The organism is Rhodococcus sp. PBTS 1 (assembly GCF_001620025.1).
In the GTDB taxonomy this organism is placed as follows: Bacteria; Actinomycetota; Actinomycetes; order Mycobacteriales; family Mycobacteriaceae; genus Rhodococcoides; species Rhodococcoides kroppenstedtii.
This window is the reverse complement of sequence record NZ_CP015219.1, coordinates 3,799,652-3,821,875: the sequence shown is the minus strand read 5'-3', so window position 1 is coordinate 3,821,875 and position 22,224 is coordinate 3,799,652. Positions and strand designations below refer to the sequence as shown.

The 22,224-nt window shown below is 69.3% G+C and carries 29 protein-coding genes and 1 tRNA gene; 20 read left to right on the top strand and 10 right to left on the bottom strand.

The features are described 5' to 3' along the window. Positions 1-81: 81 nt before the first annotated feature. Positions 82-573, bottom strand: a complete 492-nt coding sequence (locus A3Q40_RS17595; RefSeq protein ID WP_068104180.1) for a winged helix-turn-helix transcriptional regulator — start codon at positions 571-573, stop codon at positions 82-84. A 13-nt stretch (positions 574-586) separates the two neighbouring features. Continuing rightward, on the bottom strand, positions 587-1,456 hold the full coding sequence (locus tag A3Q40_RS17590) for an MBL fold metallo-hydrolase (protein ID WP_068104178.1): 870 nt from the start codon (positions 1,454-1,456) through the stop codon (positions 587-589). Positions 1,457-1,765: 309 nt separating this feature from the next. Between A3Q40_RS17590 and A3Q40_RS17585 the strand changes: the two genes are divergently transcribed. Both A3Q40_RS17585 and A3Q40_RS17580 read left to right on the top strand, forming a co-directional pair. Next, complete coding sequence (locus A3Q40_RS17585; protein WP_068104177.1) at positions 1,766-2,254, top strand: FBP domain-containing protein; 489 nt, start codon at positions 1,766-1,768, stop codon at positions 2,252-2,254. Positions 2,255-2,301: 47 nt separating this feature from the next. Continuing rightward, entirely contained in the window at positions 2,302-2,631 is a 330-nt protein-coding gene (locus A3Q40_RS17580; protein WP_068104175.1) for a YnfA family protein, read from the top strand. Between the two features lie 22 nt (positions 2,632-2,653). On the opposite strand, the gene A3Q40_RS17575 is transcribed toward A3Q40_RS17580, so the two are convergent. Then, positions 2,654-3,187, bottom strand: coding sequence for a thioesterase family protein (locus A3Q40_RS17575; RefSeq protein ID WP_235606610.1), 534 nt, complete (start codon positions 3,185-3,187; stop codon positions 2,654-2,656). A gap of 88 nt (positions 3,188-3,275) precedes the next feature. Between A3Q40_RS17575 and A3Q40_RS17570 the strand changes: the two genes are divergently transcribed. The 7 genes from A3Q40_RS17570 to A3Q40_RS17540 all read left to right on the top strand — a co-directional run bounded on the left by A3Q40_RS17570 (position 3,276) and on the right by A3Q40_RS17540 (position 6,240). After that, complete coding sequence (locus A3Q40_RS17570; protein ID WP_068104171.1) at positions 3,276-3,731, top strand: MarR family winged helix-turn-helix transcriptional regulator; 456 nt, start codon at positions 3,276-3,278, stop codon at positions 3,729-3,731. Beyond that, positions 3,728-4,105, top strand: coding sequence for a DUF5313 family protein (locus tag A3Q40_RS17565; RefSeq protein WP_068104169.1), 378 nt, complete (start codon positions 3,728-3,730; stop codon positions 4,103-4,105). Before A3Q40_RS17570 ends, A3Q40_RS17565 begins: the two co-directional genes overlap by 4 nt. Positions 4,106-4,132: 27 nt before the next feature. Further along, the gene (locus A3Q40_RS17560) at positions 4,133-4,483 is read left to right on the top strand and encodes a YidH family protein (protein ID WP_068104167.1); all 351 of its coding nucleotides are present in this window, start codon (positions 4,133-4,135) and stop codon (positions 4,481-4,483) included. Beyond that, a complete protein-coding gene (locus tag A3Q40_RS17555) occupies positions 4,480-4,737 on the top strand; it encodes a hypothetical protein (RefSeq protein WP_068104165.1) in 258 nt (85 codons plus the stop codon). The genes A3Q40_RS17560 and A3Q40_RS17555 overlap by 4 nt, the downstream gene beginning before the upstream one ends. Positions 4,738-4,803: 66 nt before the next feature. Continuing rightward, positions 4,804-5,493 carry a ZIP family metal transporter gene (locus A3Q40_RS17550; protein ID WP_068106549.1) on the top strand — a complete coding sequence of 230 codons (690 nt, stop codon included), beginning with the start codon at positions 4,804-4,806 and terminating at the stop codon, positions 5,491-5,493. Positions 5,494-5,631: 138 nt separating this feature from the next. Continuing rightward, a complete protein-coding gene (locus A3Q40_RS17545) occupies positions 5,632-5,802 on the top strand; it encodes a CsbD family protein (RefSeq protein WP_068106546.1) in 171 nt (56 codons plus the stop codon). Positions 5,803-5,970: 168 nt separating this feature from the next. Further along, positions 5,971-6,240, top strand: coding sequence for a lipopolysaccharide assembly protein LapA domain-containing protein (locus tag A3Q40_RS17540; protein ID WP_068104163.1), 270 nt, complete (start codon positions 5,971-5,973; stop codon positions 6,238-6,240). Positions 6,241-6,305: 65 nt separating this feature from the next. Here A3Q40_RS17540 and A3Q40_RS17535 read toward each other — a convergent pair whose 3' ends face one another. Continuing rightward, positions 6,306-7,721 carry a fatty acid desaturase family protein gene (locus tag A3Q40_RS17535; RefSeq protein ID WP_068104160.1) on the bottom strand — a complete coding sequence of 472 codons (1,416 nt, stop codon included), beginning with the start codon at positions 7,719-7,721 and terminating at the stop codon, positions 6,306-6,308. A 51-nt stretch (positions 7,722-7,772) separates the two neighbouring features. Beyond that, positions 7,773-8,870: a ferredoxin reductase gene (locus A3Q40_RS17530; protein ID WP_068104158.1), complete on the bottom strand. Its 1,098-nt coding sequence runs from the start codon at positions 8,868-8,870 to the stop codon at positions 7,773-7,775. A gap of 197 nt (positions 8,871-9,067) precedes the next feature. On the opposite strand from A3Q40_RS17530, the gene corA reads away from it, so the two are divergent. Together corA and A3Q40_RS17520 are read left to right on the top strand one after the other, a co-directional pair. Further along, the gene (gene corA / locus A3Q40_RS17525; RefSeq protein ID WP_068104156.1) at positions 9,068-10,084 is read left to right on the top strand and encodes a magnesium/cobalt transporter CorA; all 1,017 of its coding nucleotides are present in this window, start codon (positions 9,068-9,070) and stop codon (positions 10,082-10,084) included. Positions 10,085-10,196: 112 nt separating this feature from the next. Continuing rightward, positions 10,197-10,790: a hypothetical protein gene (locus tag A3Q40_RS17520; protein WP_068104154.1), complete on the top strand. Its 594-nt coding sequence runs from the start codon at positions 10,197-10,199 to the stop codon at positions 10,788-10,790. Here the strand turns inward: A3Q40_RS17520 and A3Q40_RS17515 are convergent. The 4 genes from A3Q40_RS17515 to nhaA all read right to left on the bottom strand — a co-directional run bounded on the left by A3Q40_RS17515 (position 10,787) and on the right by nhaA (position 14,644). After that, on the bottom strand, positions 10,787-11,230 hold the full coding sequence (locus A3Q40_RS17515; protein ID WP_068104153.1) for a very short patch repair endonuclease: 444 nt from the start codon (positions 11,228-11,230) through the stop codon (positions 10,787-10,789). The genes A3Q40_RS17520 and A3Q40_RS17515 overlap by 4 nt on opposite strands. A gap of 8 nt (positions 11,231-11,238) precedes the next feature. Then, positions 11,239-12,048 carry a hypothetical protein gene (locus A3Q40_RS17510; RefSeq protein WP_068104151.1) on the bottom strand — a complete coding sequence of 270 codons (810 nt, stop codon included), beginning with the start codon at positions 12,046-12,048 and terminating at the stop codon, positions 11,239-11,241. Continuing rightward, positions 12,048-13,202, bottom strand: coding sequence for a DNA cytosine methyltransferase (locus A3Q40_RS17505; RefSeq protein ID WP_068106542.1), 1,155 nt, complete (start codon positions 13,200-13,202; stop codon positions 12,048-12,050). Before A3Q40_RS17505 ends, A3Q40_RS17510 begins: the two co-directional genes overlap by 1 nt. A 122-nt stretch (positions 13,203-13,324) precedes the next feature. Continuing rightward, positions 13,325-14,644, bottom strand: a complete 1,320-nt coding sequence (gene nhaA, locus A3Q40_RS17500) for a Na+/H+ antiporter NhaA (protein WP_068104149.1) — start codon at positions 14,642-14,644, stop codon at positions 13,325-13,327. Positions 14,645-14,924: 280 nt separating this feature from the next. Here nhaA and A3Q40_RS17495 point away from each other — a divergent pair, with 280 nt between their 5' ends. Continuing rightward, positions 14,925-15,536: a putative glycolipid-binding domain-containing protein gene (locus tag A3Q40_RS17495; protein ID WP_308125011.1), complete on the top strand. Its 612-nt coding sequence runs from the start codon at positions 14,925-14,927 to the stop codon at positions 15,534-15,536. Positions 15,537-15,545: 9 nt separating this feature from the next. Here A3Q40_RS17495 and A3Q40_RS17490 read toward each other — a convergent pair whose 3' ends face one another. Further along, on the bottom strand, positions 15,546-16,454 hold the full coding sequence (locus A3Q40_RS17490) for a prephenate dehydrogenase (protein WP_235606608.1): 909 nt from the start codon (positions 16,452-16,454) through the stop codon (positions 15,546-15,548). Between the two features lie 131 nt (positions 16,455-16,585). Between A3Q40_RS17490 and A3Q40_RS17485 the strand changes: the two genes are divergently transcribed. From A3Q40_RS17485 to A3Q40_RS17455, 8 genes are all read left to right on the top strand, one after another. After that, a complete protein-coding gene (locus A3Q40_RS17485; protein WP_068104148.1) occupies positions 16,586-17,122 on the top strand; it encodes a tRNA adenosine deaminase-associated protein in 537 nt (178 codons plus the stop codon). Between the two features lie 31 nt (positions 17,123-17,153). Continuing rightward, a complete protein-coding gene (locus tag A3Q40_RS17480) occupies positions 17,154-17,621 on the top strand; it encodes a nucleoside deaminase (protein ID WP_068106533.1) in 468 nt (155 codons plus the stop codon). A gap of 106 nt (positions 17,622-17,727) precedes the next feature. After that, a complete protein-coding gene (locus tag A3Q40_RS17475) occupies positions 17,728-17,925 on the top strand; it encodes a CsbD family protein (protein WP_068106530.1) in 198 nt (65 codons plus the stop codon). Positions 17,926-17,982: 57 nt separating this feature from the next. Beyond that, positions 17,983-18,073 (top strand) — tRNA-Ser (locus tag A3Q40_RS17470). A gap of 100 nt (positions 18,074-18,173) precedes the next feature. Continuing rightward, complete coding sequence (locus tag A3Q40_RS17465; RefSeq protein ID WP_068104147.1) at positions 18,174-18,851, top strand: YceI family protein; 678 nt, start codon at positions 18,174-18,176, stop codon at positions 18,849-18,851. A gap of 133 nt (positions 18,852-18,984) precedes the next feature. Continuing rightward, entirely contained in the window at positions 18,985-19,119 is a 135-nt protein-coding gene (locus A3Q40_RS21045; protein ID WP_256365877.1) for a hypothetical protein, read from the top strand. A 115-nt stretch (positions 19,120-19,234) separates the two neighbouring features. Beyond that, positions 19,235-19,858: a TetR/AcrR family transcriptional regulator gene (locus tag A3Q40_RS17460; protein WP_235606350.1), complete on the top strand. Its 624-nt coding sequence runs from the start codon at positions 19,235-19,237 to the stop codon at positions 19,856-19,858. A 46-nt stretch (positions 19,859-19,904) separates the two neighbouring features. Then, positions 19,905-22,220 carry an MMPL family transporter gene (locus A3Q40_RS17455; protein ID WP_068104144.1) on the top strand — a complete coding sequence of 772 codons (2,316 nt, stop codon included), beginning with the start codon at positions 19,905-19,907 and terminating at the stop codon, positions 22,218-22,220. Positions 22,221-22,224: the final 4 nt, after the last annotated feature.

The following is a 22,224-nucleotide window of genomic DNA, read 5'->3' as shown; positions in this document are numbered from 1 at the left end:
CTCCGCCCCGCTCCGCCCCGCTCCGCCCCCACGGTAGACCGAGTGATTGCGTTCTGCAATCGGTTCGGCGGCGTCGATCGGCTAGGCGCCGCTCTGGTCGTACTCCTCGTGGAGACGGGCGAGATCGGAGTCGTACGGCGGGTCGTCGTCGCCACCGATGTGCCTGACGCGCAACGCATCCATCAGGCGTCGCAACCCGTCCGACCCCTGGTCGTCGAGCGCACGGAACGTGCGCACGACGGCGGGATCCGCATCGGTGTGGAGCCCGCCCCATACGCCCAGCTGCACCAGAACGGGCACCAGGTCGATCGATCGCTCGGTGAGGCTGTAGAGCAACTTCTGGCGGTGGGCGGGATCCGGACTGCGGGTGAGCAGACCGTGCTCGGTGAGCCACTTGAGGCGGTCCGAGAGGATGTTGGACGCGATGCCCTCGACGGACTCCGCGAGCAGGACGCGGAAGTGCCGCCGATCGGCGAACATGATGTCGCGCAGGACGAGCAGCGTCCACTTGTCGCCCACCAACTCGATGCTCAGATTGATGGGACACGACGATCTCTGCCCGACGTCCTTCACGCCCGCCTCGCTTTCATTCGGTTCGGTGTCGGCCCCGATGGACGGCGAACGCCTGCCGAGCCGAGAACTCCAGTGTCCACCGGTTGCCGTGACCCGGGTACGCCGACACCATCGTCTCGATCAACTCGTCGGCGGACGAGGCGGTCTCGAACGCGGCAGCGAAATCCGCGATGTACTGCCGGGTGGTCCGGAGCATGGACTGCACGGCGCGATCGTCGGAGTCCGGTCGCTTGTGGCCGGCGACGACGATCTCGGGTTCCAGCGCCTCGACCCGGTCGATGGTGTTCTGCCACAACGGCCATCGGTCGGGGCTCGAGAGCCCGAGCATGGGGTGGATCTCGTTGTACACGGCATCCCCGGCGACCACGGCTTTCGCGTCGGGCACGTGCACGATGCTGGTGGGCGCGATGTCCGCCTGCTCGACCTCGACGACGTCGATGCGCGCGCCGTCGACGGCGAGCGTGGTCTCCGTCAACGGCTCCGGGATCACCGTGCAGTCGACGACGCGGTCGCCGAACAGGATCTCCCACTGCGCGGTCTGCTCGGCCATGGTGCGCTCGATGTCGGCCACCACCGACGGCAGCGCGACGGCGCGGGCCGTCGGAAACCGCTGCAGCAGTTCGGCAATGCCGAAGTAGTGGTCGGCGTGGCCGTGGGTGACGACGATCGTCGTCAGCGTCTTGCCCGTGTCGGCGACGAGGTCACCGAGGGACGCCACGTCCTCGCGCAGGCACACCGCATCCACCAGCACGGCTTCGGTCGGCCCGGTGAAGAGCGTCGCGGTCGTGGGCGAGAAGGTTCCGCCGATCTCCAGCTCGGGCCAGCGCCCGGTGAAGACGGTCGTGCGGATGTCGGGGGTGTCGGGGGCTGGCTCGGTGGTCACGGTCGTCTCCCGATGTCGAGGGTGGTCGGCGGGTCCCGACGAGTAGACCTCGACCGATCTCGATATGCAACCGGTAGTCGATCGGCATCGCCCGCGGGTCTCGTGTGTGCGCCGCACGCGGTGCTACCGTCGAGGCGTGTCCACGATGAACCCGATCCTCGAATCGGAGGTGGTCGGCGCTTCGGGCGCCGGCATCAGGTAACGCGCCCCGACCGGTCTCGCTCCCCCCGCGACGACCGGTCCTCGGTCCTACCCTGACGACACCGACGGGCGCTCCGGCGCCCGCATCCGAAGAACGGCTGTTCTCCCATGCACACTCTGTCCTCGTCCGACCTGCGCGCCTCCTTCGTCAACGCCAGCAAGAAGGAACGCTCCGACGCGTCCCTCCCCGATCTCGAGGCACTCGACTTCGACGCCCTCGATTACCTCGGGTGGCGCGACACCAAGTTCGACGGCCGCGCCTACGCCGTGATCCCCGCGCCGGACGGCGAACCGATCGGGATCCTGCTGCGCCAGGCCGACGCCACTCCCCGGGTGCGAACGCAGTGCTCCTGGTGCCGCGACGTCCGATTGCCGAACGACGTCGTCTTCTACGCGGCCAAGCTCGCCGGCCCGGCGGGCAAGCGCGGCAGCACCGTGGGCACCCTCGTCTGCCGGGACTTCCAGTGCTCGGCCAACGTCCGTCGTGACCCGCCGCGGCCCTTCCCCGGATACGACATGGACGCGGCGCGTGCGGACCGCATCGCCGCGCTCCGGGGAGCGAGCGCGAGTTTCGCCGATCGGGTGCGGCGGGGCTGAGCGCCCGGCAGCAGGGTGGGCCGCCTCCGGACCTCTACCCTTCCCGCATGACCGTTCTGCGCTCGATCGCGCTCTTCGGGGCGGCCGCGGTGCTCGAGATCGGCGGTGCCTGGCTGGTATGGCAGGGCATTCGCGAGCACCGTGGCTGGCTCTGGATCGGCTTCGGTGTCGTCGCGTTGGGCGCCTACGGGCTGGTGGCCACGCTGCAGCCGGATGCGGAATTCGGCCGCATCCTCGCCGCGTACGGCGGCGTGTTCGTCGCCGGGTCGCTGGCCTGGGGCATGGTGATGGACGGCTTTCGCCCCGACCGGTACGACGTCACCGGTGCGCTGGTCTGCCTGGTCGGCGTGGCGATCATCATGTACTCGCCGCGCTGACCCACCACCCGGTCGCGGGCGGTCAGGGACCGTCGAACGTCGTCACGACGTCGTGCTGCGTCCGTCGGCCCAACGGGATGTCGCGATCGTCGACGAGCGCCGGCACCGCGGCCGGGTCGAACAGGTCGCGCACGCGCGCGCTGGGGACCGAGCGGCCCTCCCCGTCGAGGATGCGGAGGGCGACGACGGCGGAGGCGCAGATGCGCCCGCCCGCGTCGAAAGTCTGCTCCAGGTACGCGTTCTTGGTGTCGAATCCGAGCAACCGTGTGGTGACCGAGAAGCGGGTCCAGAAGGTGAGCGAGGCGATGTAGGTGATCGACTGCGCCGCCACCACCGGGTGCCACCCCTCTCGGCGCAGGGCCGTCCAGAGTCCACCGCGGACGAACATGTCGACGCGGCCCGCGTCGAGAATCGACAGGTAGCGGCCGTTGTTCATGTGCAGCAGCACGTCGAGGTCGGACGGGGCGACTCGGAACCAGGTGACGGTGGTGTCGGCACGGACCGGGCCGCGCCCGGCGCGCCACGGCGCCATCTGGCGGAGCGCACGAAGGGACATCAGCACGCGCTCACTCTGCCCCATGGTGCGTCGGGGCTGTGACGCGGCCGATAGTTGGACCACTAATTGTTGGCGTAGAGTCGAGTGCGTGACGGTGACCGATCCTCTCGCGCTCGACCGCCAGGTGTGTTTCGCCCTGGCGGTCACCAATCGGGCCGTGCTCGGCGTCTATCGCCCCATCCTCGAGCCCCTGGGCCTCACGCACCCGCAGTACCTGGTCATGCTCGCGCTCTGGGAGCGAACGCCGCAGTCCGCCGGCGACATCGCCCGCACGCTGTGCCTGGACCCGGCGTCGGCGACGCCCCTGCTCAAACGGCTCGAGGTCCGGGGCCTTCTCACACGCCGGCGGAGCGAGGACGACGAGCGGCGACTGGTCGTCGATCTCACCGCCGCCGGCCACGATCTCCGCGCCGAAGCGGAGAAGGTTCCCGCCCGCGTCGTCGAGGCTCTCGGCGTCGACACGGCGGACCTCGAGCGGCTCCACGCGGCCCTCTCGGTGGTCAACCACCACGCGAATTCCGTTGCCGAAAGGATCGAGCAATGAGTGCCCGTCGTCCCAACCCCGTGCAGTGGCTCGGCTACTCGGTCGGGCGAACACTGCCCCCGGAGCTGCAGGGGTGGGTCCGCAACGACCTGATCGGGGACACGGCCGTCCCGCGCCACCTGCTCCGCAGCATGGTGCCGTTCCTGCCGATCTTCCTGGCGTTCCTGCTCTTTCCCGGTGAACTGTGGCTGCGCGGCGCGATGATCCTCCTCGCCGTCCTGCTCGCGCTGTTCTACTCCCTGGCCTACATGGAGCCGAACCGCCGACGCCGTCTGGCCGCGCACGGGTTGTCGCCGGATCTGCAGAATCCGAAGAAGGTCGCCCGCGAGGAACGCGAGCGCCGAAACTACGAGCGGTGGCGTCCCGGCCGCTGACCCACCCGGGAGACTGCACTCGTGCGCATGCCACGCCCCCGCGATCTCCGGAGCGGAACCGATCCGGATCCGCGCTTCACCCTTGCCAACGAGCGCACCTTCCTCGCGTGGATCAGGACCGCTCTCGGCCTGCTCGCCGCCGCGGCAGCGCTGGAGGCGTTCGGTGACCGGGTGGTGCCGGGGCCGGTTCACGCCGCGTTGGTGGTCGGGCTCGCGGTCCTGGCCGCCGTCGTCGGCGCCACGTCGTTGGTGCGGTGGATGCGCGTGGAGATCGCATTGCGACGACGGGAGCCGCTCCCCGTTCCGGCGACGACGGCGGTGCTGGCCGTGGGCCTCACCGTCGCCGTGGTCGTCTTCCTCGTGGGTCTCGCGGCATGACGGGGTTGGCCCCGGAGCGGACGGTGCTGGCGCGGCGGCGAACCGCCCTCGCCGCCGCGGCGACGGCGTTGATCGCGGCGCGCGCGGTGCAGTCGCACGCCCTCGCCGTCGCGGCCACGGCCGTCGTGGCGGGTCTCGCCGTGGTGCTGCTGATCGGACGGTCCGGGCGCCTCCCGCGACACGTCGCGCTGGTCGTTGTCCTGGCGATCCTCGCCGGGGCGGTCGCGATCACCGCGATTCTCGGGCGCGGGTAGGGGACGACCCGAGTGCGTAACCCACCGTCGGTGGGGGTACGCACGGCCGGTGACCGAGCGAGTGTCGTGCTGACCGCAGTCCTCTACGGCCTGGGAACCGCGTTGCCGCTGGTGATCGGCGCGGCCGTCGGGCTGCGATGGTCGCTGCCCGGGCGGGTTCTGGCAGCGCTGATGGCCTTCGGTGCCGGAACGATGATCGCCGCCGTGTCGTCCGAACTCTTCGAACCGGCGTTCCGGCAGGCGGGCATCGTCGTGTCGGGTCTGGCGCTGATCGCCGGAGCCGGCGTCTACGTGGGCGCGAATCATCTGATCGAGAACCGCTTGGGTCCGGCGGCCATCGGCCCCGCGCTGATGCTGGGCACGATCCTGGACGGAGTTCCGGAGAACACGGCGCTCGGGGTCTCCCTCACCGCGGGCGGTGGCGTGGTGCTGCTGGTGGCCGTCGCCGTCGGCAACGTGCCCGAAGCCGTCGGCGGCGCGGCACTGATGCGGGCTCGGCACGGATTCTCCGCCTCACGGGCGCTGGCGCTCTGGTCGCTCACCGGCGCCGTCCTGGTGGTCGTGACCGTGGTGGGGCACTCCCTGGCGGACTCGATCCCGGACGTCGGCATCTCCGCGGTACAGGCGTTCGCGGGTGGCGCGACCCTGGCCGTGCTCGCGGACTCCCTCATGCCGGAGGCGTACAAGGACGGCGGCTGGTGGGTGGGGTTGTCGACGGCAGCGGGATTCCTGGTCGCCTTCGCCCTGGCCGGGTGACGCCCCGGGTACGTGTGACCGTCCGATACACGAATGTGACCGGCATCACCGAACGGGGGCGTGCGCTTTCGGCGAGTCGTCTCGACTCATATCCAGAACGCGATGGAGACGCCGTCGCATCGAGAGGAAGGATTTCTCATGGGATTCGTCGACAAGGCCAAGAACGCTGCAGAGGACGCCATCGGCAAGGCCAAGGAAGTTGTCGGTGACGTCACCGACAACAAGGACCTCGAGGCCGAGGGCAAGAAGGACCAGGGTTCGGCCGGCGCCAAGAAGATCGGCGAGAACGTGAAGGATGCCTTCAAGTAAGGAACCTCGTTCTCCGAGCGGCGCCGATCCCGAATGGGTTCGGCGCCGCTCGTGTCTTTTCTGTCCGATTAACGAATTCCGTACCGCGCAGCCATGTTTCGTGATTCGCGGGTCGGAGTAACCCCCTCATCATCGCCCCCGGCAGACGCTGGAGGCTCTGCGAAAGGCATGACCATGACCGATACCGCCCACACCACGCACACCGGCCGCAAGCGCGCCGGAGGATTTCTCTCGACGTTGTCCTTGCTGCTCTCGCTCGTCCTCGTCGTGGCTCTGGTGATCTTCGTTCTCCAGAACTCGAATTCCACGACGATCGATTTCCTCGGGTGGAATCTCGACCTGAGCCAGGGCGTCGCTCTGCTGGGTGCCGCGGTCGTCGGCGCGGTCATCGCCTTCTTCGTCTCCGGCGCGCTGCGGGTGCGGCGCGCGGTGCGCTGATACGGAGTTCATGACGAGAAGAGCCGCCCACCGAATCGGTGGGCGGCTCTTCTCGCGTTCCAGGGTCAGTCGTCGCCGCGCGGCGGAATGTCGGCCGCGACGCCGCCGCCGTTGTGCTCCGGACCGGCGTCCGGGTGTCCGGCGGGCACGCGGTTGCGGAAGCGGGCCGCTTCGCTCGGCTGAGAGGACGAGCCGCCGACGCGCTCACCGCGGTAGGGGCCGGGCTTCGGGCGCGGCTTGCCGCCGGGGAAGGCCAGTCGAATGATGGTGCGCTGCACCGTGCCCCACTGCTTGGACAGCGGGCCCGTGTTGTACGGCAGCTGGTAGCGCTCGCAGATGTCCTTGATCTTCGGCGCGACTTCCTTGTACCGGGTGCTCGGCATGTCCGGGTACAGGTGGTGCTCCACCTGGTAGCTCAGGTTGCCGCTCATGAGGTGGAAGAGGGCCGAGCCCTCGATGTTGGCCGCACCCACGAGCTGACGGACGTACCACCCGCCGCGAGTTTCGTTCTCCACTTCCTTCTGGCTGAAGGTGTACGCCTGATCCGGGAAGTGGCCGCAGAAGATGATGCCGTGCGACCACACGTTGCGGATGATGTTGGCGACGAAGTTCGCGGCGAAGGTGTTGACGAACGTCTGCTCGATCCCGGCGCCGTGGCGGTCGAGGACCGACGCCACCCGATGCGCCCCGCGAGCGGAACTCACGTCGCGCAGCCGCTTGCCGAGCTTGGACTTGCCACGGCCGGACACCCGTCCGCCGGTGACCACCTGGGCCGCGCCGTAGGCGACGGCGCTGACCGCGGGCCAGCCGATGTAGTCCTTGACGATCTGACGACGTGCCTTGGTGGCGATGCCGCGCAGGTCGACGAGGACGTCCTTGACCGGGCGCTCGCCGCGGCGGATCCCCTCGATGTCGAGGTCGTGCAGCGCGACGCCCCACTCGAAGAAGGCCATGAGCAGCAGGTTGTAGAACGGCTGCGCGAGGTAGACGGGCGACCACTTCTGGTGCGGATCGATCCGCATGATCTCGTATCCGAGATCCTTGTCCTTGCCCCGAATGTTCGTGTACGTGTGGTGCACGTAGTTGTGCGAGTGCTTCCACGCCTCCGCGGTGGACGCGGTGTCCCAGTCCCACACCGACGAGTGGATGTCCGGATCGTTCATCCAGTCCCACTGGCCGTGCATGACGTTGTGGCCGATCTCCATGTTCTCGAGGATCTTCGCGATCCCGAGGCATGCGGTTCCGGCGACCCACGCCGTGCGGGACTTCGATCCGAACAGGATGACCCGGCCCGCCACGGCCAGCTGACGCTGCGCCGCGATGACGGTGGTGATGTAGTTGCGATCGCGCTCACCGAGGTCGGCATAGACCTCGTCGTGAATGGCGTCGAACTCCTTGGCCAATTGTTCGATGGTCTCGTCGCTCAGATGAGCGAGCGGGCTGACGATGTCGTCCTTCGGTCGGCTGGTGTCGACGCTCATGACGATTCCTCCCCTGTAGATACCGCGTGGCGGTAATGGCAACCGGTCTCGTCAGAGATCGATCTCGATGTCTCCCTCGGCAGTGTTGACGCAGATGCGTACTGCCTGCCCCGTAGGCTCCGAGACTTCCCCGTTCCGCAAGTCCCTCAAACGCCCCTTCTTCAGGGTGCCCGTGCAGGTGTGGCAGATGCCGATACGGCAGCCGAACTTGAGGTCCAGACCGGCCTCCTCGCCGGCCGCGAGAATCGGTGTGCCGCCGTCGCATTCGACGTCCTTGTCACTGCGCAGGAAGCGGACCGTGCCGCCCTCGCCTTCCTCGTCGCCGCTACCGATGACGGGCTGAAAACTCTCGTTGTGGAACTTGTCCGGATCGCCGTTCTCTTTCCACCACGCTTTCAGATCGTCCAACAGATCGGCCGGGCCGGAGCAGAATGCCTGCCGTTCCCGCCAGTCCGGGCACAACTCGTCCAGATCGGACGCTTTCATGCGGCCGCGATCCTCGGTCACTCGAATGTCGAGTTGCAGCGTGGAATGCTTGCGATCCAGACGCTCGAGCGTCTCGGCGAACATGCATTGGTCGCGACTGTGGACGGAATGGATGACCACGACGTCCTTCATCTGGTCGAGGTGGTCGAGCTCGCGCAGCATGCTCATGATCGGCGTGATGCCGCTGCCGGCGCTGATGTAGAGCAGCTTGTCCGGCACGGGATCGGGCAGGGTGAACACGCCCTCGACCTCGCTCAGGCGGACGATGTCACCCGGCTTGATCTTCTCGACGAGGAACGGCGAGACGGTGCCCTCCGGGACGAGCTTGGGGCTGACGGAGATGAGGCCGTTGTCGCCGTGCGGATCGGAGGTCAGCGAGTACGCGCGCCAGTGATAGCGGCCGTCGATCAGGACGCCGAGACGGAGGTACTGACCGGGCTCGTGGCCACCCCACTCGTATCCCGGCTTGATGAAGACCGAGACGGCGTCGGTGCCTTCGCGCTCGACACGGTCGACCTTTCCCCGGAGTTCCCGCGTGGTCCACAGCGGATTGATCATCTCGAAGTAGTCGTCCGGCCGCAGCGGGTTCGACAGATGTTTGAACGCCTTCAGCATGGTTCGCCGGAGGACCGAGACCTGGGGGCGAGCACCGCGTTCAGCCATGGCGACAACGGTACTGTCACCGCCGGTGACAGGGCGCCGAACGAGCAATAGTGGAGCGCCGTCGGCGGGGTACCGACGCGTGGTGCGCACGGTACGGATGTCAAACCGTCGAAGTCTCTCGAGAACCGGGCTGCCGACCGTGACAGACTCCTCGACGGGTCGGGGGCGAGTGCCGAGCAACGGGTGAGGAGGACGACGTGACCATCGTCGACAACGCCGTGTACGTGCAGGGTGCGCGCACCGAGCAGCCGGAGAGCCTCGATCGGACCTACGAGTTGCTCCGCAAGTGCGGCGGGATGGCGTGGATCGGTCTGTACCGGCCGGACAAGGACGAGATCGCGTCCGTGGCCGAGGAGTTCGGTCTGCATCCGCTCGCCGTGGAGGACACGGTCTCCGCGCATCAGCGGCCCAAGCTCGAACGGTACGGCGATCAGCTCTTCGTCGTGCTGCACCCGGCTCGCTACATCGACGAGACGGAGAAGGTCGAGTTCGGCGAGGTCCACGTCTTCTGCGGACCGGACTTCGTGGTGACCATCCGGCACGCGGAATCGCCGAATCTCTCCGTGGTGCGCCGACGGCTCGAGAGCGCACCGGCCCTGCTCGACCTGGGCGCCGAGGCCGTGCTCTACGCGATCCTCGACCAGGTGGTCGACGAGTACGAGCCCGTGGTGAAGGGGCTCGAGAACGACATCGACGAGATCGACGACCAGCTCTTCGACGGCGATCCCGACGTCTCCCGCCGCATCTACGAACTCTCGCGCGAGGTGATCGAGTTCCAGCGCGCCACCCACCCGTTGGTCGCGATGATCGAGGCGCTCGGGCGCGGCTCCGAGAAGTACAACGTGGATCTCGAGCTGCGGCGCAACCTGCGCGACGTGCTCGACCATGCCATCCGCATCACCGAGCGCGTCGATTCCTTCCGCGCGACGCTGCAGAACGCGCTGTCCGTCCACACCACGCTGGTCGGTCAGCGGCAGAACGACGAGATGCGGGCCATGACGCAGGTGAGCCTCGAGCAGAACGAACAGGTCAAGCGCATCTCCTCCTGGGGCGCCATCCTGTTCGCGCCGACGCTCATCGCCGGGGTCTACGGGATGAACTTCGACCACATGCCCGAGCTGCACTGGCGCTTCGGGTATCCCGCCGCCGTGACGACGATGCTGGTCGCGTCCTGCGTGCTGTATCTGGTGTTCCGTCGCCAGAAGTGGTTGTGACCGCACGAACGGCACCGCGAATACGGTCCGGCTCCCCCGATTGGGGGAGCCCCCGCGTGATCGGGGAGCCGCTCGGGGTGTGAACGGGCACCCACCCGGGTAGCCGCCCGGGATGAACACCACCGTGTGGATCGTCGTGGCCGTCGTCGTCGTGCTGCTGTTGGCCGCCGTGGCCGTGGCGCTGTCGAAGAAGAGCAAGCAGAAGCGCCTCGAGGAGGCGCAGCGCATCCGCGAGCAGGCGGCCGAGCGCTCCGCGGAGGTGGAACAGCGCGAGGCCCTGGCGCAGAAGTCCGAGGCCGACGCGCGCCGCGCCGCGGCCGAGGCCGACGCCAAGGCCGCGGAAGCCCGATTGGCCGCCCAGCGCGCGCAGGAGCATCGAGGCGACGCGGCCAGCAGCCGCGACGAGCTCGACAAGGAGTGGGAGCGGGCGAACAAGCTCGATCCGACCGTGCGTGGCGACGGACGTGACGACGCGGTGCGTGACGACGCCGTGCGTGGCGACGGGCGTGACGACGCCGTGCGTGGCGACGTGCGCGACGAGACCGTCCGCGGTGGCGGGCGTGAGGGAGCACGCGACGGTATCGACTCGGCCGGCCCCCTCGGCTTCGGTACCGGGGCGCCGGCCGCCGGTGAGCGGCACGGCGACGATCGCGGTCCGGTGAGTCCGCACTCGCCGGAGACCGGCGGCGGCCGTCACGAGCGTTAGTCGCTCGGCTCGTCGGGCTCGTCGGCCTCGTCGGCCCGCACGGCGCGGACGACCTTCTCGGCCGCGGCCGTCGGATCTTCGTGTTCCCAGATCCGCACCACCGTCCAGCCGGCTTCCTCGAGTCGCCGGTCGGTGTCGCGGTCGCGAGCGACGTTGCCCGCCAACTTGTCCGCCCACCACTGCGCGTTGTTGCGGGGGTGGGTGGCGTGCACGGGACAGCTGTGCCAGAAGCACCCGTCCACGTAGACCGCCACCCGCGCGCGGGTGAACACCACATCGGCACGACGACGCAGTCCGGGAAGCGGAGCCCGGTCGACGCGGTAGCGCAGACCGGCCGCGTGCAACAGGCGCCGCAGGGCGAGCTCCGGCTTCGTGTCGCGGCGGCGTTGCTTGGACAGGCGCGCGCTGGTGGCGGCGTCGGTGCGCGGACGCTCGGCCATGGCGGGCGTCAGTCCTCGTCGTCCGGCTCGGACCAGCTGGGCGCGAAGCGGTTTCGGCGTTCCACCTCGGCGTGCACGACGTCGAGGAACTCGTCGAAGTGCAGCAGGGACCGCTCGGCGGGGCGCCCGTTGCGGGGCGGTGCGTCCTCGACGTCGAAGAACCGGACGTCGCCGCGGTACGGCCCGTCCGGCTCGTACAAGCCGATGAAGACCTTCTCGAACAGGTCGTAGCGCGTGTCCTCGGCCCCGAGATCCACCCACGCTCGTTCGCTGCTGCCGACGACGGGTCGTTTCCCGCGCCCGCACCGTTTCGCGAGCGTGGTGACGTGGTGGGCGAAGGACGATTTCCCGACGTCGCTGGACTTGGTGGGATCACCGTCCTCGCAGGTGGACCACGGCTCGAACATCACGCCGACGAGCACGCTGTACGGCTGCCGCTGATGCAGGACCATGGCCTCGCCGCGCAGTTCGTGATCGTTGCGGACGATGTTCTTGGTCCAGCGACCCAACCGCCCGGTGGTGGGGCTGTAGTCCTGGAAGCTGTAGGTCTTGATGGACACGCACAGGATCAGTCCGAGCGTGGGGTCGAGCGCTTTGACGTCGAGTCGCTTGCGGCCCTTGGCCACGTCGACCTGCGCCTCCTGGCCCACCCCGTGGGCATCGGGGGTGATGGACGGGTAGCGCGGACGCAGACCGTCGGCGACCACCTGCGCGAGGTGGTTGGAGAGCCGCTGGGCGTAGTTCTTCTTCTCCCCGCGGTCGGCGGTGGGGGAGGGGCGGTCGCCGGAGAAGTCGAGCGCGAACGTCAGCGGGTACATCAGGCGACGCGCACCGGCTCGCGGTCCTCGGCCCGCATCCGCGCGAGATGCGCGTCCACGGTGTCGAGGAATCCGGGCTCGAAGCGGAGGTTGCCGGACCGCGCGCGGCGGAGGAAACCGGCGGTGGCCCGCTCCGACAACAACTTCGGCTCCGTCAGGAAGTCCGCGAGATCCTCGTACGGGTTCTCGACGGGCCAGGTACCGACCGGGACTCGGTAGGCCCGGCGGTCACGTCCCCACGCCGCCGTCGGCCATCTCTGCCCGGGAACGATCGGCGCGTCCGCCGAGGCGTCGTACACCATCGGGTCGGCCAGCCGCTCGCCGATCCACGACGCCATCCGCACGCTCACCGCGTTGCCCACCAGCTTCCAGCGGTGGCCGGCCCGCACCCCGGGGACGTCGACGGCCGGTGCAGTCCATCCGGCGTCGAAACCCTGGAGGCGTTCGGCGTCGGTGATGCCGGGCGTCACCAGCTCGCCTGCGGGCAGACGCACCGCCGGCGGACTTGCGATGCCCAGCGTCGATCCTCCCTTGAGCGTGGGCACCGCGTTCACGGCCCACCCCAGCCCGCGCACCCCCTCGGTCCAGTAGAAGCCGCAGGGCACGGACTCGGATTCCACCGGGTGCGGCACGAGGGAGTCGGTGCCGAACAGCACCTCTCGAGGATCCTCGGTCCGCGACGCCAGCATCACCACACGCTGGCGGCGTTGCGGAAGCCCGAACGCTCGGGCGTCCACCACCCGGTACGCCCATGTGTAGCCGAGATCCTCGAGCGCGTGCGTGATGTGCCGCATGGCGGCCCCCCGACCGAGCTGCAGCATGAAGGGAACGTTCTCGATGACCAGCCAGCGCGGGCCGCGGCGGCGTGCGACGAGGCGGAAGACGTGGTCCACCAGGCCGGAACGCGCCCCCGTGATTCCCGCGGTGCGACCGGCCTGGGACAGGTCCTGGCACGGAAAGCCCGCGGCGACCAGCTCCGTGCCCGCGGGAAGGGACCGCAGCGCGGTGACGTCGCGGTGCAGCGGCACGTCGGGGAACCGCGTCCGGAGGACGGATCCGGCACCGGGATCGATCTCGCACAGCAACTCGGTGGACCACCCGTGCTGCGTCAGACCCAGCTCGAGGCCACCGATGCCGGCGAAGAGACCGACCATCGTGCCTGTGCCCACGCCGGTCCTCGCTTCCGCATCACTCGTCCCACCGACCGGCGCCGTGCGACCCGATCTCGACCGACGCAGACGTTACCGGGAGGCACCGACAGGCCCGTGGCGCCGCGCTACCGTCCAGCCGGACCGTCCTGCTTCCCCCGCTGGTAGGCGTCGGGAATGCCGTCGCCGTCGTCGTCACGCAGCTGGTCCTCCTCGAGTGCGCGATAGACGCGGTTGCGGCTGCGCAGGACGATCGTGGCCAGCGTCGCGGACACTACCGACCCGGTAAGGACGGCGACCTTCACGTGATCGTCGCGTTCGGACCCGATGCCGAACGCGAGGTCCCCGATGAGCAGCGAGACGGTGAACCCGATGCCGGCCAGCATCGCCACCCCGCCCACGTCGCGCCAGGCGAGCCCCTCGTCGAGGGTGGCGCGGGTGAACCGACCCACCAGATAGGTGGTTCCGAACACGCCGAGGAACTTGCCGATCACCAGTCCCGCCACGATGCCGAGGGCGACGGGGTCGCGCAGCGCCGAGCCGAGTCCGACGAGACCGCCGACCGTCACGCCCGCCGCCGCGAACGCGAACAGCGGGACCGCCACCCCGGCGGAGAGGGGACGGATGCGGTGTTCGAAGTGCTCCGCGAGACCCGGTCCGGCCTCGGGCCCACCCGCGGCCCGGCTCCGCAGAACCGGCACGGTGAAGCCCAGCAGGACGCCCGCGACCGTCGCGTGCACTCCCGACTCGTGCATGAGAACCCACGTGACCACGGCCAGCGGGATCAGCAACCACCAGGATCGAATTCGTTTCTGGACGGCCAGGGCGAACAGCGCGAGCGGCACCATCGCCCCGGCGAGCGCGGCCACGTTCAGCTCGTCGGTGTAGAAGATCGCGATGACCGTCACCGCGAGCAGATCGTCGACGACGGCGAGGGTGAGCAGGAACGTGCGCAGCGCGATCGGCAGGTGCGAGCTGACGACGGCGAGGACCGCGACGGCGAACGCGATGTCGGTGGCCGTGGGGACGGCCCAACCGCGGAGTGCGCCGTCGGCGGCGAGACCGTTGATCAGCACGTAGATCAGCGCGGGGGCGACCATGCCGCCCACCGCGGCGACGATCGGCAGCGCGGCGCGGGCGGGATCGCGGAGGTCGCCCGCCACGAACTCCCGTTTCAGCTCGAGGCCGACGACGAAGAAGAAGATGGCGAGCAGCCCGTCGGCCGCCCAGGTCGCCAGCGTCAGGTCGAGATGCAGTGCCGACGGTCCGACGCGCAGGTCCATGAGGGAGTGGTAGGCCGCGGACCACGGGGAATTGGCCCAGACGAGGGCGGTCACCGCGGCAGCCAGCAACAGGGCACCGCCGACCGTCTCGCGGCGCAGCACGGCGGTGATCCGGGACGCTTCGGACCAGGAGCCGAGGCCGAACAGGCGAGGAGAGGCAGGCATCGGAGACTTTCGTTCGGGGACCGGTCGGGACCGGCATGAGGCCACCGGTGAGCCGCCGACCAGACTTCCCGGCACTCCACGGGTCAGCTTATCGCGCGGCTGTGAGCACTCTCGCGGGCATCGGTGCTGGTGGCGTCGTTCACGCGTTCCGACGCGAATTCGCTGGTCACGGTCTCGCCGTTGTCGGCAACCGGCACGGGACGAGTAGGCGAGAATCACGATCACGGACAAATCTGGCTGCTCCGCTCCTCGGCGCGGCCCGGTGCTCTACCGTGTGCACGTGACCACTCCCGCACCCACGTCCCTGTCGTCCGCCGACGTTTCGGGATCGTCGTGGCCGGCCGTTCTCACCTGGCGCGCGCTCGAGGCACCCCGCATGGAATCGGTGCGAGTGCAGATCAACGGCAAGCGCATCAAGGCCGCCGGCCGCATCATCGCCGGCGCCTGCGACGAGCACCCCGCGTTCTCGGCGTCGTACGACCTGGTGACCGACGAGTCCGGTGTGACCAAGCGGCTCTCCGTGCGGTCCGCGGTGGCCGCCGGGGAGAGTCAGATCTCCATCAGCCGTGACTCGCAGGGGTTCTGGTTGATCGACAGTGCGTCCCCCACCCGCAGCGACTTCGACGGTGCGCTGGACACCGAGTTGGTGTGGAGCCCGTTCTTCAACACCCTCGCGATCCGCCGTCTCGGCTTCCACAGCGCGGACGCCTCAGACCAGCAGGTTCCCGTGGTCTACGTCGGACTGCCGGACCTGACCGCCCGCGCCGAGACCCTCTCCTACCGCGGGGGTCCGACCGAGTTCGAGGTGGACTCCCCGATGGGCCACTCGAAGGTCACGGTCGACTCCGAGGGGTTCGTCGTCGGATACGACGGGATGGCCCACCGCATCTGATCGGCCCGGTCAGGTGACGGCGCGGCGCGCCGGCAACCGCTGCACGACGCCGCCCGCCCGCGCCCGATCGCGCATCGCGTCCGCCCACCCGTCCGCACCGACGACGACGTCGGTGATCTCCCACCACTGGAGCTGAGCCTCGTAGCGTGAGCGCGCGCGGTGACCGTCGCGGGTCAGCTCCGTCGTGGAGGAGTCCGACGCCAGGATCTCCCGTGCCCTGGTGAGCCGGGCCAGGGCATCGTCGACGGCCTCGAGCAGGGCCGCGGCGTTGGCGTCGCACATCGCGGAGACCAATGCGGGCGCGGTGCCGGCCACACGCGTCCCGTCCCGGAACGATCCGGCGGCGAGTCGGAGCGCGAGTTCGCCGCCGTCGGCACCGACGCTCGCGAGCACCTCCGCCAGCACGTGCGGGAGGTGGGAGACGCGGGCGACGGCACGGTCGTGTTCGTCGGACCGCGCGGGGACGACGACGGATCCGCAGGTCAGGGCGAGGGAGGCCACCTGCATCCAGACGTCGGGGTCGGTCCCGTCGTCGACCGTGACCACCCAGACGGCGTTGCGGAACAGGTCGGCGTCGGCGGCAATCCATCCCGACGCCGCCGTGCCCGCCATCGGATGCCCGCCGACGTACGCGGCGGACAACCCGTGCCGGGCGACCGCGTCCGCCATCTCCACCTTGACGCTGACGACGTCGGTCAACGGGCAGTCGGGAGCGAACGTCGCGACTGCGGTGAGGACGTCGTCGACCGCCGTCATCGGTACTGCCACGACGACCAGGGCGCGTTCGTCGGCCGCACGCCGCAGGGCGGTCTCGAGGTCGCCGGTGACGTCGTATCCGTCGAGCCGAGCGGCGTCGACGGCGCCCGCGGAGCGGTTCCAGCCGTGGGCCGGGCGACCGGACGCCACGACGGCCCGCATCAGCGATCCGCCGATCAGACCCAGACCCAGCACGCAGACGGGACGATCGGGTGAGTTCACAGCTGTGAGAAAAGCACATCCGCAGGGAGGTCGACGTATCGACACCGCTCTCAGCGACTACGGTTGCGCGCATGGCTGCACAGCGTGGGAGTGGGAACGCCTCCTCCGACGAGTACGACGACCTGGAGGGGTTCGCGGTCGCGGTCGTGCGCGAGGACGGCAAGTGGACGTGCCGCGCCCTGTCGTCGGATGCCCTCACCAGCCTGTCCACCGCCGAGACCGAGCTGCGTGAGCTGCGCAGCGCGGGCGCCGTCTTCGGACTGCTCGACGTCGACGACGAGTTCTTCGTCGTCCTGCGCCCCGCGCCGTCGGGCAGTCGGGTTCTGCTGTCCGACGCCACCGCCGCGCTGGACTACGACATCGCCGCCGACGTCCTCGACCGCCTCAACATCGACGTCCCGGATCTCGACCCCGACGAGCTGGACGACGTCGAGCCGTGGGAAGAGGGCGATCTCGACCTGCTGAGCGACATGGGGCTCCCCGAGCCCGTCCTCGGCGTCATCGTCGCCGAGACCGATCTCTATCCGGACGAGCAACTCGGCATGATCGCGCAGAGGATGGGCTTCGCGAAGGAGTTCGCCGCCGTGCTCGACTCGCTCCAGCACTGACGTGCTTCCCGCCGCGGACCACGAGCGGTGGATGCGGCGCGCGCTGACTGTCGCCGCGACGACACCCGACGACGACGTGCCCGTCGGCGCGGTGGTGGTCGACGCGAACGGGACCGTCCTGGCCGAGGCGACCAACCGCCGCGAGCAGGACGGCGATCCCACCGCGCATGCGGAGATCCTCGCCCTTCGGGCCGCCGCGGCGCGGCACGGCGACGGTTGGCGCCTCGGTGAATGCACCCTCGTGGTGACGCTCGAGCCCTGCACCATGTGCGCGGGAGCCGCTGTGATGTCACGCATTTCGGGCATCGTCTTCGGCGCGTACGAGCCGCGGACCGGAGCGGTCTCGTCGCTGTGGGACGTGGTGCGCGACCGCCGCCTGACCCACCGACCCGAGGTGGCCGGGGGAGTGCTGGAACGCGAGTGTTCCGATTCGGTCACGGCCTTCTTCCATCGCGCCCGCGATGTTTCGTCGCGGCGCGAGCCCGGGTATCTGCATTGACGTAGAACGACAGACGCAACGCTGCGTCGCCTGCCTCGCCGAAACGGAGGGGTGGACGTCCGTGTTCTACGCGGCAACTGTCCTTCGGGACGAACAGGAGAGCACGATGGGCTTGGACGACAAGATCTCGAACAAGGCAGAGGACCTCAAGGGCAAGGGCAAGGAAGCCGCCGGCAACGCCACGGGCGACGACCAGCTCCGCGCCGAGGGTCAGGGCGACCAGGCCTCCTCCGCCGTCAAGGACGGCGTGGAGAAGGTCAAGGACGCCGCGTCCAACATCAAGGACAAGCTCACCGGCCACTGAGGCCCTGCTCCGGCCGCGATTTCTCGATCGCGCACCCCCTCCGGTAGCCTGGTCGGCGGTGGCGTGTCCGAGCGGCCTAAGGAGCACGCCTCGAAAGCGTGTGACGGGTAACCCCCGTCCGAGGGTTCAAATCCCTCCGCCACCGCCAGAACGAAACCCCCCGTCACACCGGGGGGTTTCGTCGTTTCACAGGCGATTCCCAGCTCGCGACCGCGCAGATCGTTGAAACCACAACTAAAGTCGACCCCATGAAGAAGTGGTGGATCGTCGGAGCCGTCGTGGTCGTCGCAGTGATCGCCCTGTTCGTCGGGCCACGCATCTACGCCTCGCTCGAGAGCAGCGACCCCGCGGCCACGGTATCCACGGAAGGGGCCCGCGCCGCCGAGGGCGACCTGGACGGGCAGTGGACCGTCACTCCGGGAAGCGAGAGCAACCCGACGTCCGCCGGCTACACCGTCGCGGAGGTGCTCAACGGCGCCGACGTCACGGTCGTCGGAACCACGCGCGACGTGAGCGGATCCGCAACCGTCGACGGGTCGACGCTGACCGCCGGCGAGATCGTGGTGCAGACGGGCACCATCACCACCGACAGCGACCGCCGCGACAATCAGTTCCGCGGCAACATTTTCGACGTCGCGGCGAACCCGACGGCGACGTTCACCGTCACCGAGCCGGTCGACCTGTCGTCGGTGCCCACCGACGGCACCACCGCCACCGTCCCCCTCACCGGCGAACTGACGCTCAAGGGGCAGACCCGGCCGGTGACGGTCGACGCCTCGGTGTTGCGTGACGGCGCGAATCTCGTTGCCTCGGGCGGTATTCCGGTCACCTGGACGGACTTCGGCGTCGAGCCGCCGTCGCTCGGATTCGTGACCGTCGAGCCCACCGGCACGGTCGACTTCCTGGTGACGTTGGCGAAGAACTGACGCGATCGACGCGCCGGGGCGGGGGCGATCCGGTCGACCGGGACATGGCGTAGGGTCGAGATCGAAGCGCGCCGAGTTCGGACATCGAACTCTTCGGCATTCTGCGCTCCCTCCCCCTGCCCGAAAGGGTCACATGGACTCCACTCCGCTCTTCCTCGCTCCCGTCGACGCGTCCGCCGAGGGCGATGTCACCGAGACGCCCGCGGCCGAGGCGACCACCCCCGTCGCCAAGCCCGATTACACCCACCTCTTCTCCGACCGGGGCTGACGCGCCGCTACCCCGCTGATGTCCCCGCGACACCGCCGGGTGGGGTGGGGACCGTCACATTATTGCGTCCGTCTGCAAACTTGCCGAGCTGCGCAAGTTCCGTACCCTGGGTGCGGTGACGACGGAACCCGGCCTGCGTGACCGCAAGAAGGCGGAGACGCGCAGCGCACTCAGCGCCGCGGCGGTCAGCCTCGGCCGCGAACTGGGCTTCGACGGCGTGACCGCCGAAGCCATCGCAGCCCACGCGGGCGTCTCCACGCGGACTTTCCACAACTACTTCTCCAGCAAGGAGGAGGCCGCCCTCTTCCATCTCCAGCAGGCAGCGTTCGAGTGGGTCGACCTGCTCGAGAACCGCCCCGCGGACGAGAACTTCTGGGACTCCGTGCGGTACCTGCTGCTCGAGGTGGTGACCGCCCCCGAGCGCGAACTGGCGGAGACCATCGAGACGGCGCGCTTCATCGAGGAGACGCCGTCGCTCCTGGCCAAGAAGCTCGCCTTCGACAAGTCGCTGTCCGACGAGTTCCGTCGGGTGGTCGCCGAGCGCACGGGCCTCGACGCCCGCCGCGATCTCTTCCCCACCCTCGCCCAGGCCTCCGTCGGCGCCGCCGTGAGCGCCGCGCTGGCCTACGTCGCCGAGGATCCCGAGCACCGATCGGCCCGCGCGGTCGTCGAACACGCCTTGCAGCAGCTCGAGCAGGGGCTGAACACGCCCCTCCCGGGCCCGTCCCCGTCCGTCTGACTCGAACCACCCGACCGTCGAACCATCCGACCGAGGAGCAAAACCCGTGGCCACCTTCCTGTACCGCATCGGGCGGTTCGCGTATCGACGCAAAGGCATCGTGCTGCCGATCTGGCTCGCGATCCTCGTGCTCGCCGGCGTCGGCGCCGCGACGCTGTCCGGCCCCACCAGCACGTCGTTCTCCATCCCCGGGACACCGGCGCAGCAGGCCCTGGACCTGCAGTCCGAGCGATTCGGCGGGGGCGAGAACCCGCTGACGGCGGCCTCCGCCCAGTACGTGTTCGAGGCGCCGGCCGGAACCACCCTGGAGAGCCCCGAGGCCACCGCGGCCATCGACGCCACCATCGCGAATATCCGCGGCATCGGTGCCGTGAAGGACAGCGCGAAGGTCGATCCGGCCGCCGGTCCCGTGCCGGAGGGCGCGCAGCCGCTGCTGAATCCGGTCGCGGGCAATCAGGCGATCGTGGATCAGTACGCGCAGGCCGGCGCGCCGCCGGACGTGGCCGCGGCCGATGCCGCAGCAGTCTCACCGCTCTCGCCCGACAAGACCGTCGGCATCGTCACCGTGCCGATCTCCGGCACGGTCACCGACATCACCGACCAGACCCGCACCGACCTCGAGAACGCCGCCCAGCCCGCCCGTGACGCGGGCCTGACCGTCGAGATCGGCGGCAGCGCCATGCAGTCGGCCAGCCCGCCGGGCGGGACGGCCGAGCTCATCGGTCTGGCCGTCGCGGCCGTCGTCCTCGTGGTGATGTTCGGATCCTTCGTCGCCGCCGGCCTGCCGCTCATCACGGCCATCGTCGGTATCGGCGTCACCAGTCTCACCATCACCACGGCGTCGGGCTTCGCAGAGCTGACCCAGTTCACGCCGATCCTCGCGATCATGATCGGTCTGGCCGTCGCCATCGACTACTCGCTGTTCATCGTCGCGCGTTTCAAGAACGAGCTCTCGGAGACCGAGGATCGCGAGGAAGCCGCCGGGCGCGCCGTGGGGACCGCCGGTAGCGCCGTGGTGTTCGCGGGGACGACGGTCCTCATCGCGCTGGTCGCGCTGCGAGTGGTCGGCATTCCCTTCCTCTCCCAGATGGGTCTCGCGGCCGGGTTCGGCGTGTTCGTCGCCGTGTTGGTGGCGCTGACGATGCTGCCCGCGGTGCTCGGCCTGTTCGGCCGGAAGGCGTTCGCCGGGAAGATCCGCACCGTCCCGGATCCCGAACACAGCGACAAGCCGACCAACGGTCTGCGCTGGGTCCGCATCGTGATGAAGCGACCCGCGATCGTCCTGGTCCTGGGTGTGATCGTGCTCGGCGTCATCGCCGGCCCCATGACGTCGCTGCGCCTGGCTCTGCCGTCCGTCGCCACGGCGGAACCGGGCACGCCGGCCCGCGAGGCGTACGACCTGATCGACAAGGGCTTCGGCCCGGGCCGCAACGGCCAGCTGCTCATGGTGGTCGACGGCAGCGCGGTGCCGGAGGCCGATCGTGCGGCGGCGTTCGCCGCCGTCGTCGAGCGGGCGTCGTCGGAGCCCGACGTCGCCAACGCACAGCAGGCCGGTCTCAACCCGGCGGGCGACACCGCGCTGGTGTCGGTGACCCCGAAGAGCTCGCCCATCAGCGAGGACACCCAGAATCTCGTCACCGCGCTGCGTGGTGCGGAGGGCGACCTGCAGTCGCAGTACGGCGTGACCTACGGCGTCACCGGGCAGACCGCGCTCGAGATCGACGTCTCGGAGCGGCTGCAGGACGCGTTGGTGCCCTACCTCGCCGTCGTGGTCGGCCTGGCGTTCCTGCTGCTCATGGTGGTCTTCCGGTCCATCCTGGTGCCGCTCACCGCGACGCTCGGCTTCCTGCTCAGCGTGCTCGCGACGTTCGGTGCCACCGTGTTCCTGTTCCAGGAAGGCGGACTGGGCCTGGTGTCCAACCCGCAGCCGATCGTCAGCTTCATGCCGATCTTCCTGATCGGTGTGGTGTTCGGTCTGGCGATGGACTACCAGGTGTTCCTGGTCTCGCGGATGCGGGAGGCCTACGTGCACGGTGCCGACGCGAGCGAGGCGATCGTGACCGGCTTCAAGTACGGAGCGCGCGTCGTCGCGGCTGCCGCGGTCATCATGATCTCCGTGTTCGCGGCGTTCATGCTCGAACCGGACGCGTTCATCAAGTCCATCGGCTTCGCGCTGGCGGCGGCGGTCTTCTTCGACGCCTTCGTGGTGCGCATGGTCCTCATCCCGGCGGTCATGGCGCTGCTGGGCGACAAGGCCTGGTATCTCCCGCGCTGGCTCGACCGCATCCTGCCCAACGTCGACATCGAGGGCGAGAAGTTGGTTCGGACGGTGGAACGGGAGAAGGAACAGGTGACAGGCTGATGCC

Bases quoted from the DNA above. Each gene is read 5' to 3' on its own strand.
- A3Q40_RS17580 (WP_068104175.1), top strand. From the start codon at position 2,302: ATGACCGTTCTGCGCTCGATCGCGCTCTTCGGGGCGGCCGCGGTGCTC.
- A3Q40_RS17555 (WP_068104165.1), top strand. From the start codon at position 4,480: ATGACGGGGTTGGCCCCGGAGCGGACGGTGCTGGCGCGGCGGCGAACC.
- A3Q40_RS17530 (WP_068104158.1), bottom strand. From the start codon at position 8,870: ATGGCTGAACGCGGTGCTCGCCCCCAGGTCTCGGTCCTCCGGCGAACC.
- A3Q40_RS17505 (WP_068106542.1), bottom strand. From the start codon at position 13,202: ATGGTCGGTCTCTTCGCCGGCATCGGTGGCCTCGAGCTGGGTCTGACG.
- nhaA (WP_068104149.1), bottom strand. From the start codon at position 14,644: ATGCCTGCCTCTCCTCGCCTGTTCGGCCTCGGCTCCTGGTCCGAAGCG.
- A3Q40_RS17485 (WP_068104148.1), top strand. From the start codon at position 16,586: ATGGCTGCACAGCGTGGGAGTGGGAACGCCTCCTCCGACGAGTACGAC.
- A3Q40_RS17480 (WP_068106533.1), top strand. From the start codon at position 17,154: ATGCGGCGCGCGCTGACTGTCGCCGCGACGACACCCGACGACGACGTG.
- A3Q40_RS17520 (WP_068104154.1), top strand. From the start codon at position 10,197: ATGAACACCACCGTGTGGATCGTCGTGGCCGTCGTCGTCGTGCTGCTG.
- A3Q40_RS17535 (WP_068104160.1), bottom strand. From the start codon at position 7,721: ATGAGCGTCGACACCAGCCGACCGAAGGACGACATCGTCAGCCCGCTC.
- A3Q40_RS21045 (WP_256365877.1), top strand. From the start codon at position 18,985: ATGGACTCCACTCCGCTCTTCCTCGCTCCCGTCGACGCGTCCGCCGAG.
- A3Q40_RS17585 (WP_068104177.1), top strand. From the start codon at position 1,766: ATGCACACTCTGTCCTCGTCCGACCTGCGCGCCTCCTTCGTCAACGCC.
- A3Q40_RS17490 (WP_235606608.1), bottom strand. From the start codon at position 16,454: ATGCGGGCCGTCGTGGCGTCCGGTCGCCCGGCCCACGGCTGGAACCGC.
- A3Q40_RS17560 (WP_068104167.1), top strand. From the start codon at position 4,133: ATGCCACGCCCCCGCGATCTCCGGAGCGGAACCGATCCGGATCCGCGC.
- A3Q40_RS17475 (WP_068106530.1), top strand. From the start codon at position 17,728: ATGGGCTTGGACGACAAGATCTCGAACAAGGCAGAGGACCTCAAGGGC.
- A3Q40_RS17465 (WP_068104147.1), top strand. From the start codon at position 18,174: ATGAAGAAGTGGTGGATCGTCGGAGCCGTCGTGGTCGTCGCAGTGATC.
- A3Q40_RS17545 (WP_068106546.1), top strand. From the start codon at position 5,632: ATGGGATTCGTCGACAAGGCCAAGAACGCTGCAGAGGACGCCATCGGC.
- A3Q40_RS17575 (WP_235606610.1), bottom strand. From the start codon at position 3,187: ATGTCCCTTCGTGCGCTCCGCCAGATGGCGCCGTGGCGCGCCGGGCGC.
- A3Q40_RS17565 (WP_068104169.1), top strand. From the start codon at position 3,728: ATGAGTGCCCGTCGTCCCAACCCCGTGCAGTGGCTCGGCTACTCGGTC.
- A3Q40_RS17515 (WP_068104153.1), bottom strand. From the start codon at position 11,230: ATGGCCGAGCGTCCGCGCACCGACGCCGCCACCAGCGCGCGCCTGTCC.
- A3Q40_RS17540 (WP_068104163.1), top strand. From the start codon at position 5,971: ATGACCATGACCGATACCGCCCACACCACGCACACCGGCCGCAAGCGC.
- A3Q40_RS17510 (WP_068104151.1), bottom strand. From the start codon at position 12,048: ATGTACCCGCTGACGTTCGCGCTCGACTTCTCCGGCGACCGCCCCTCC.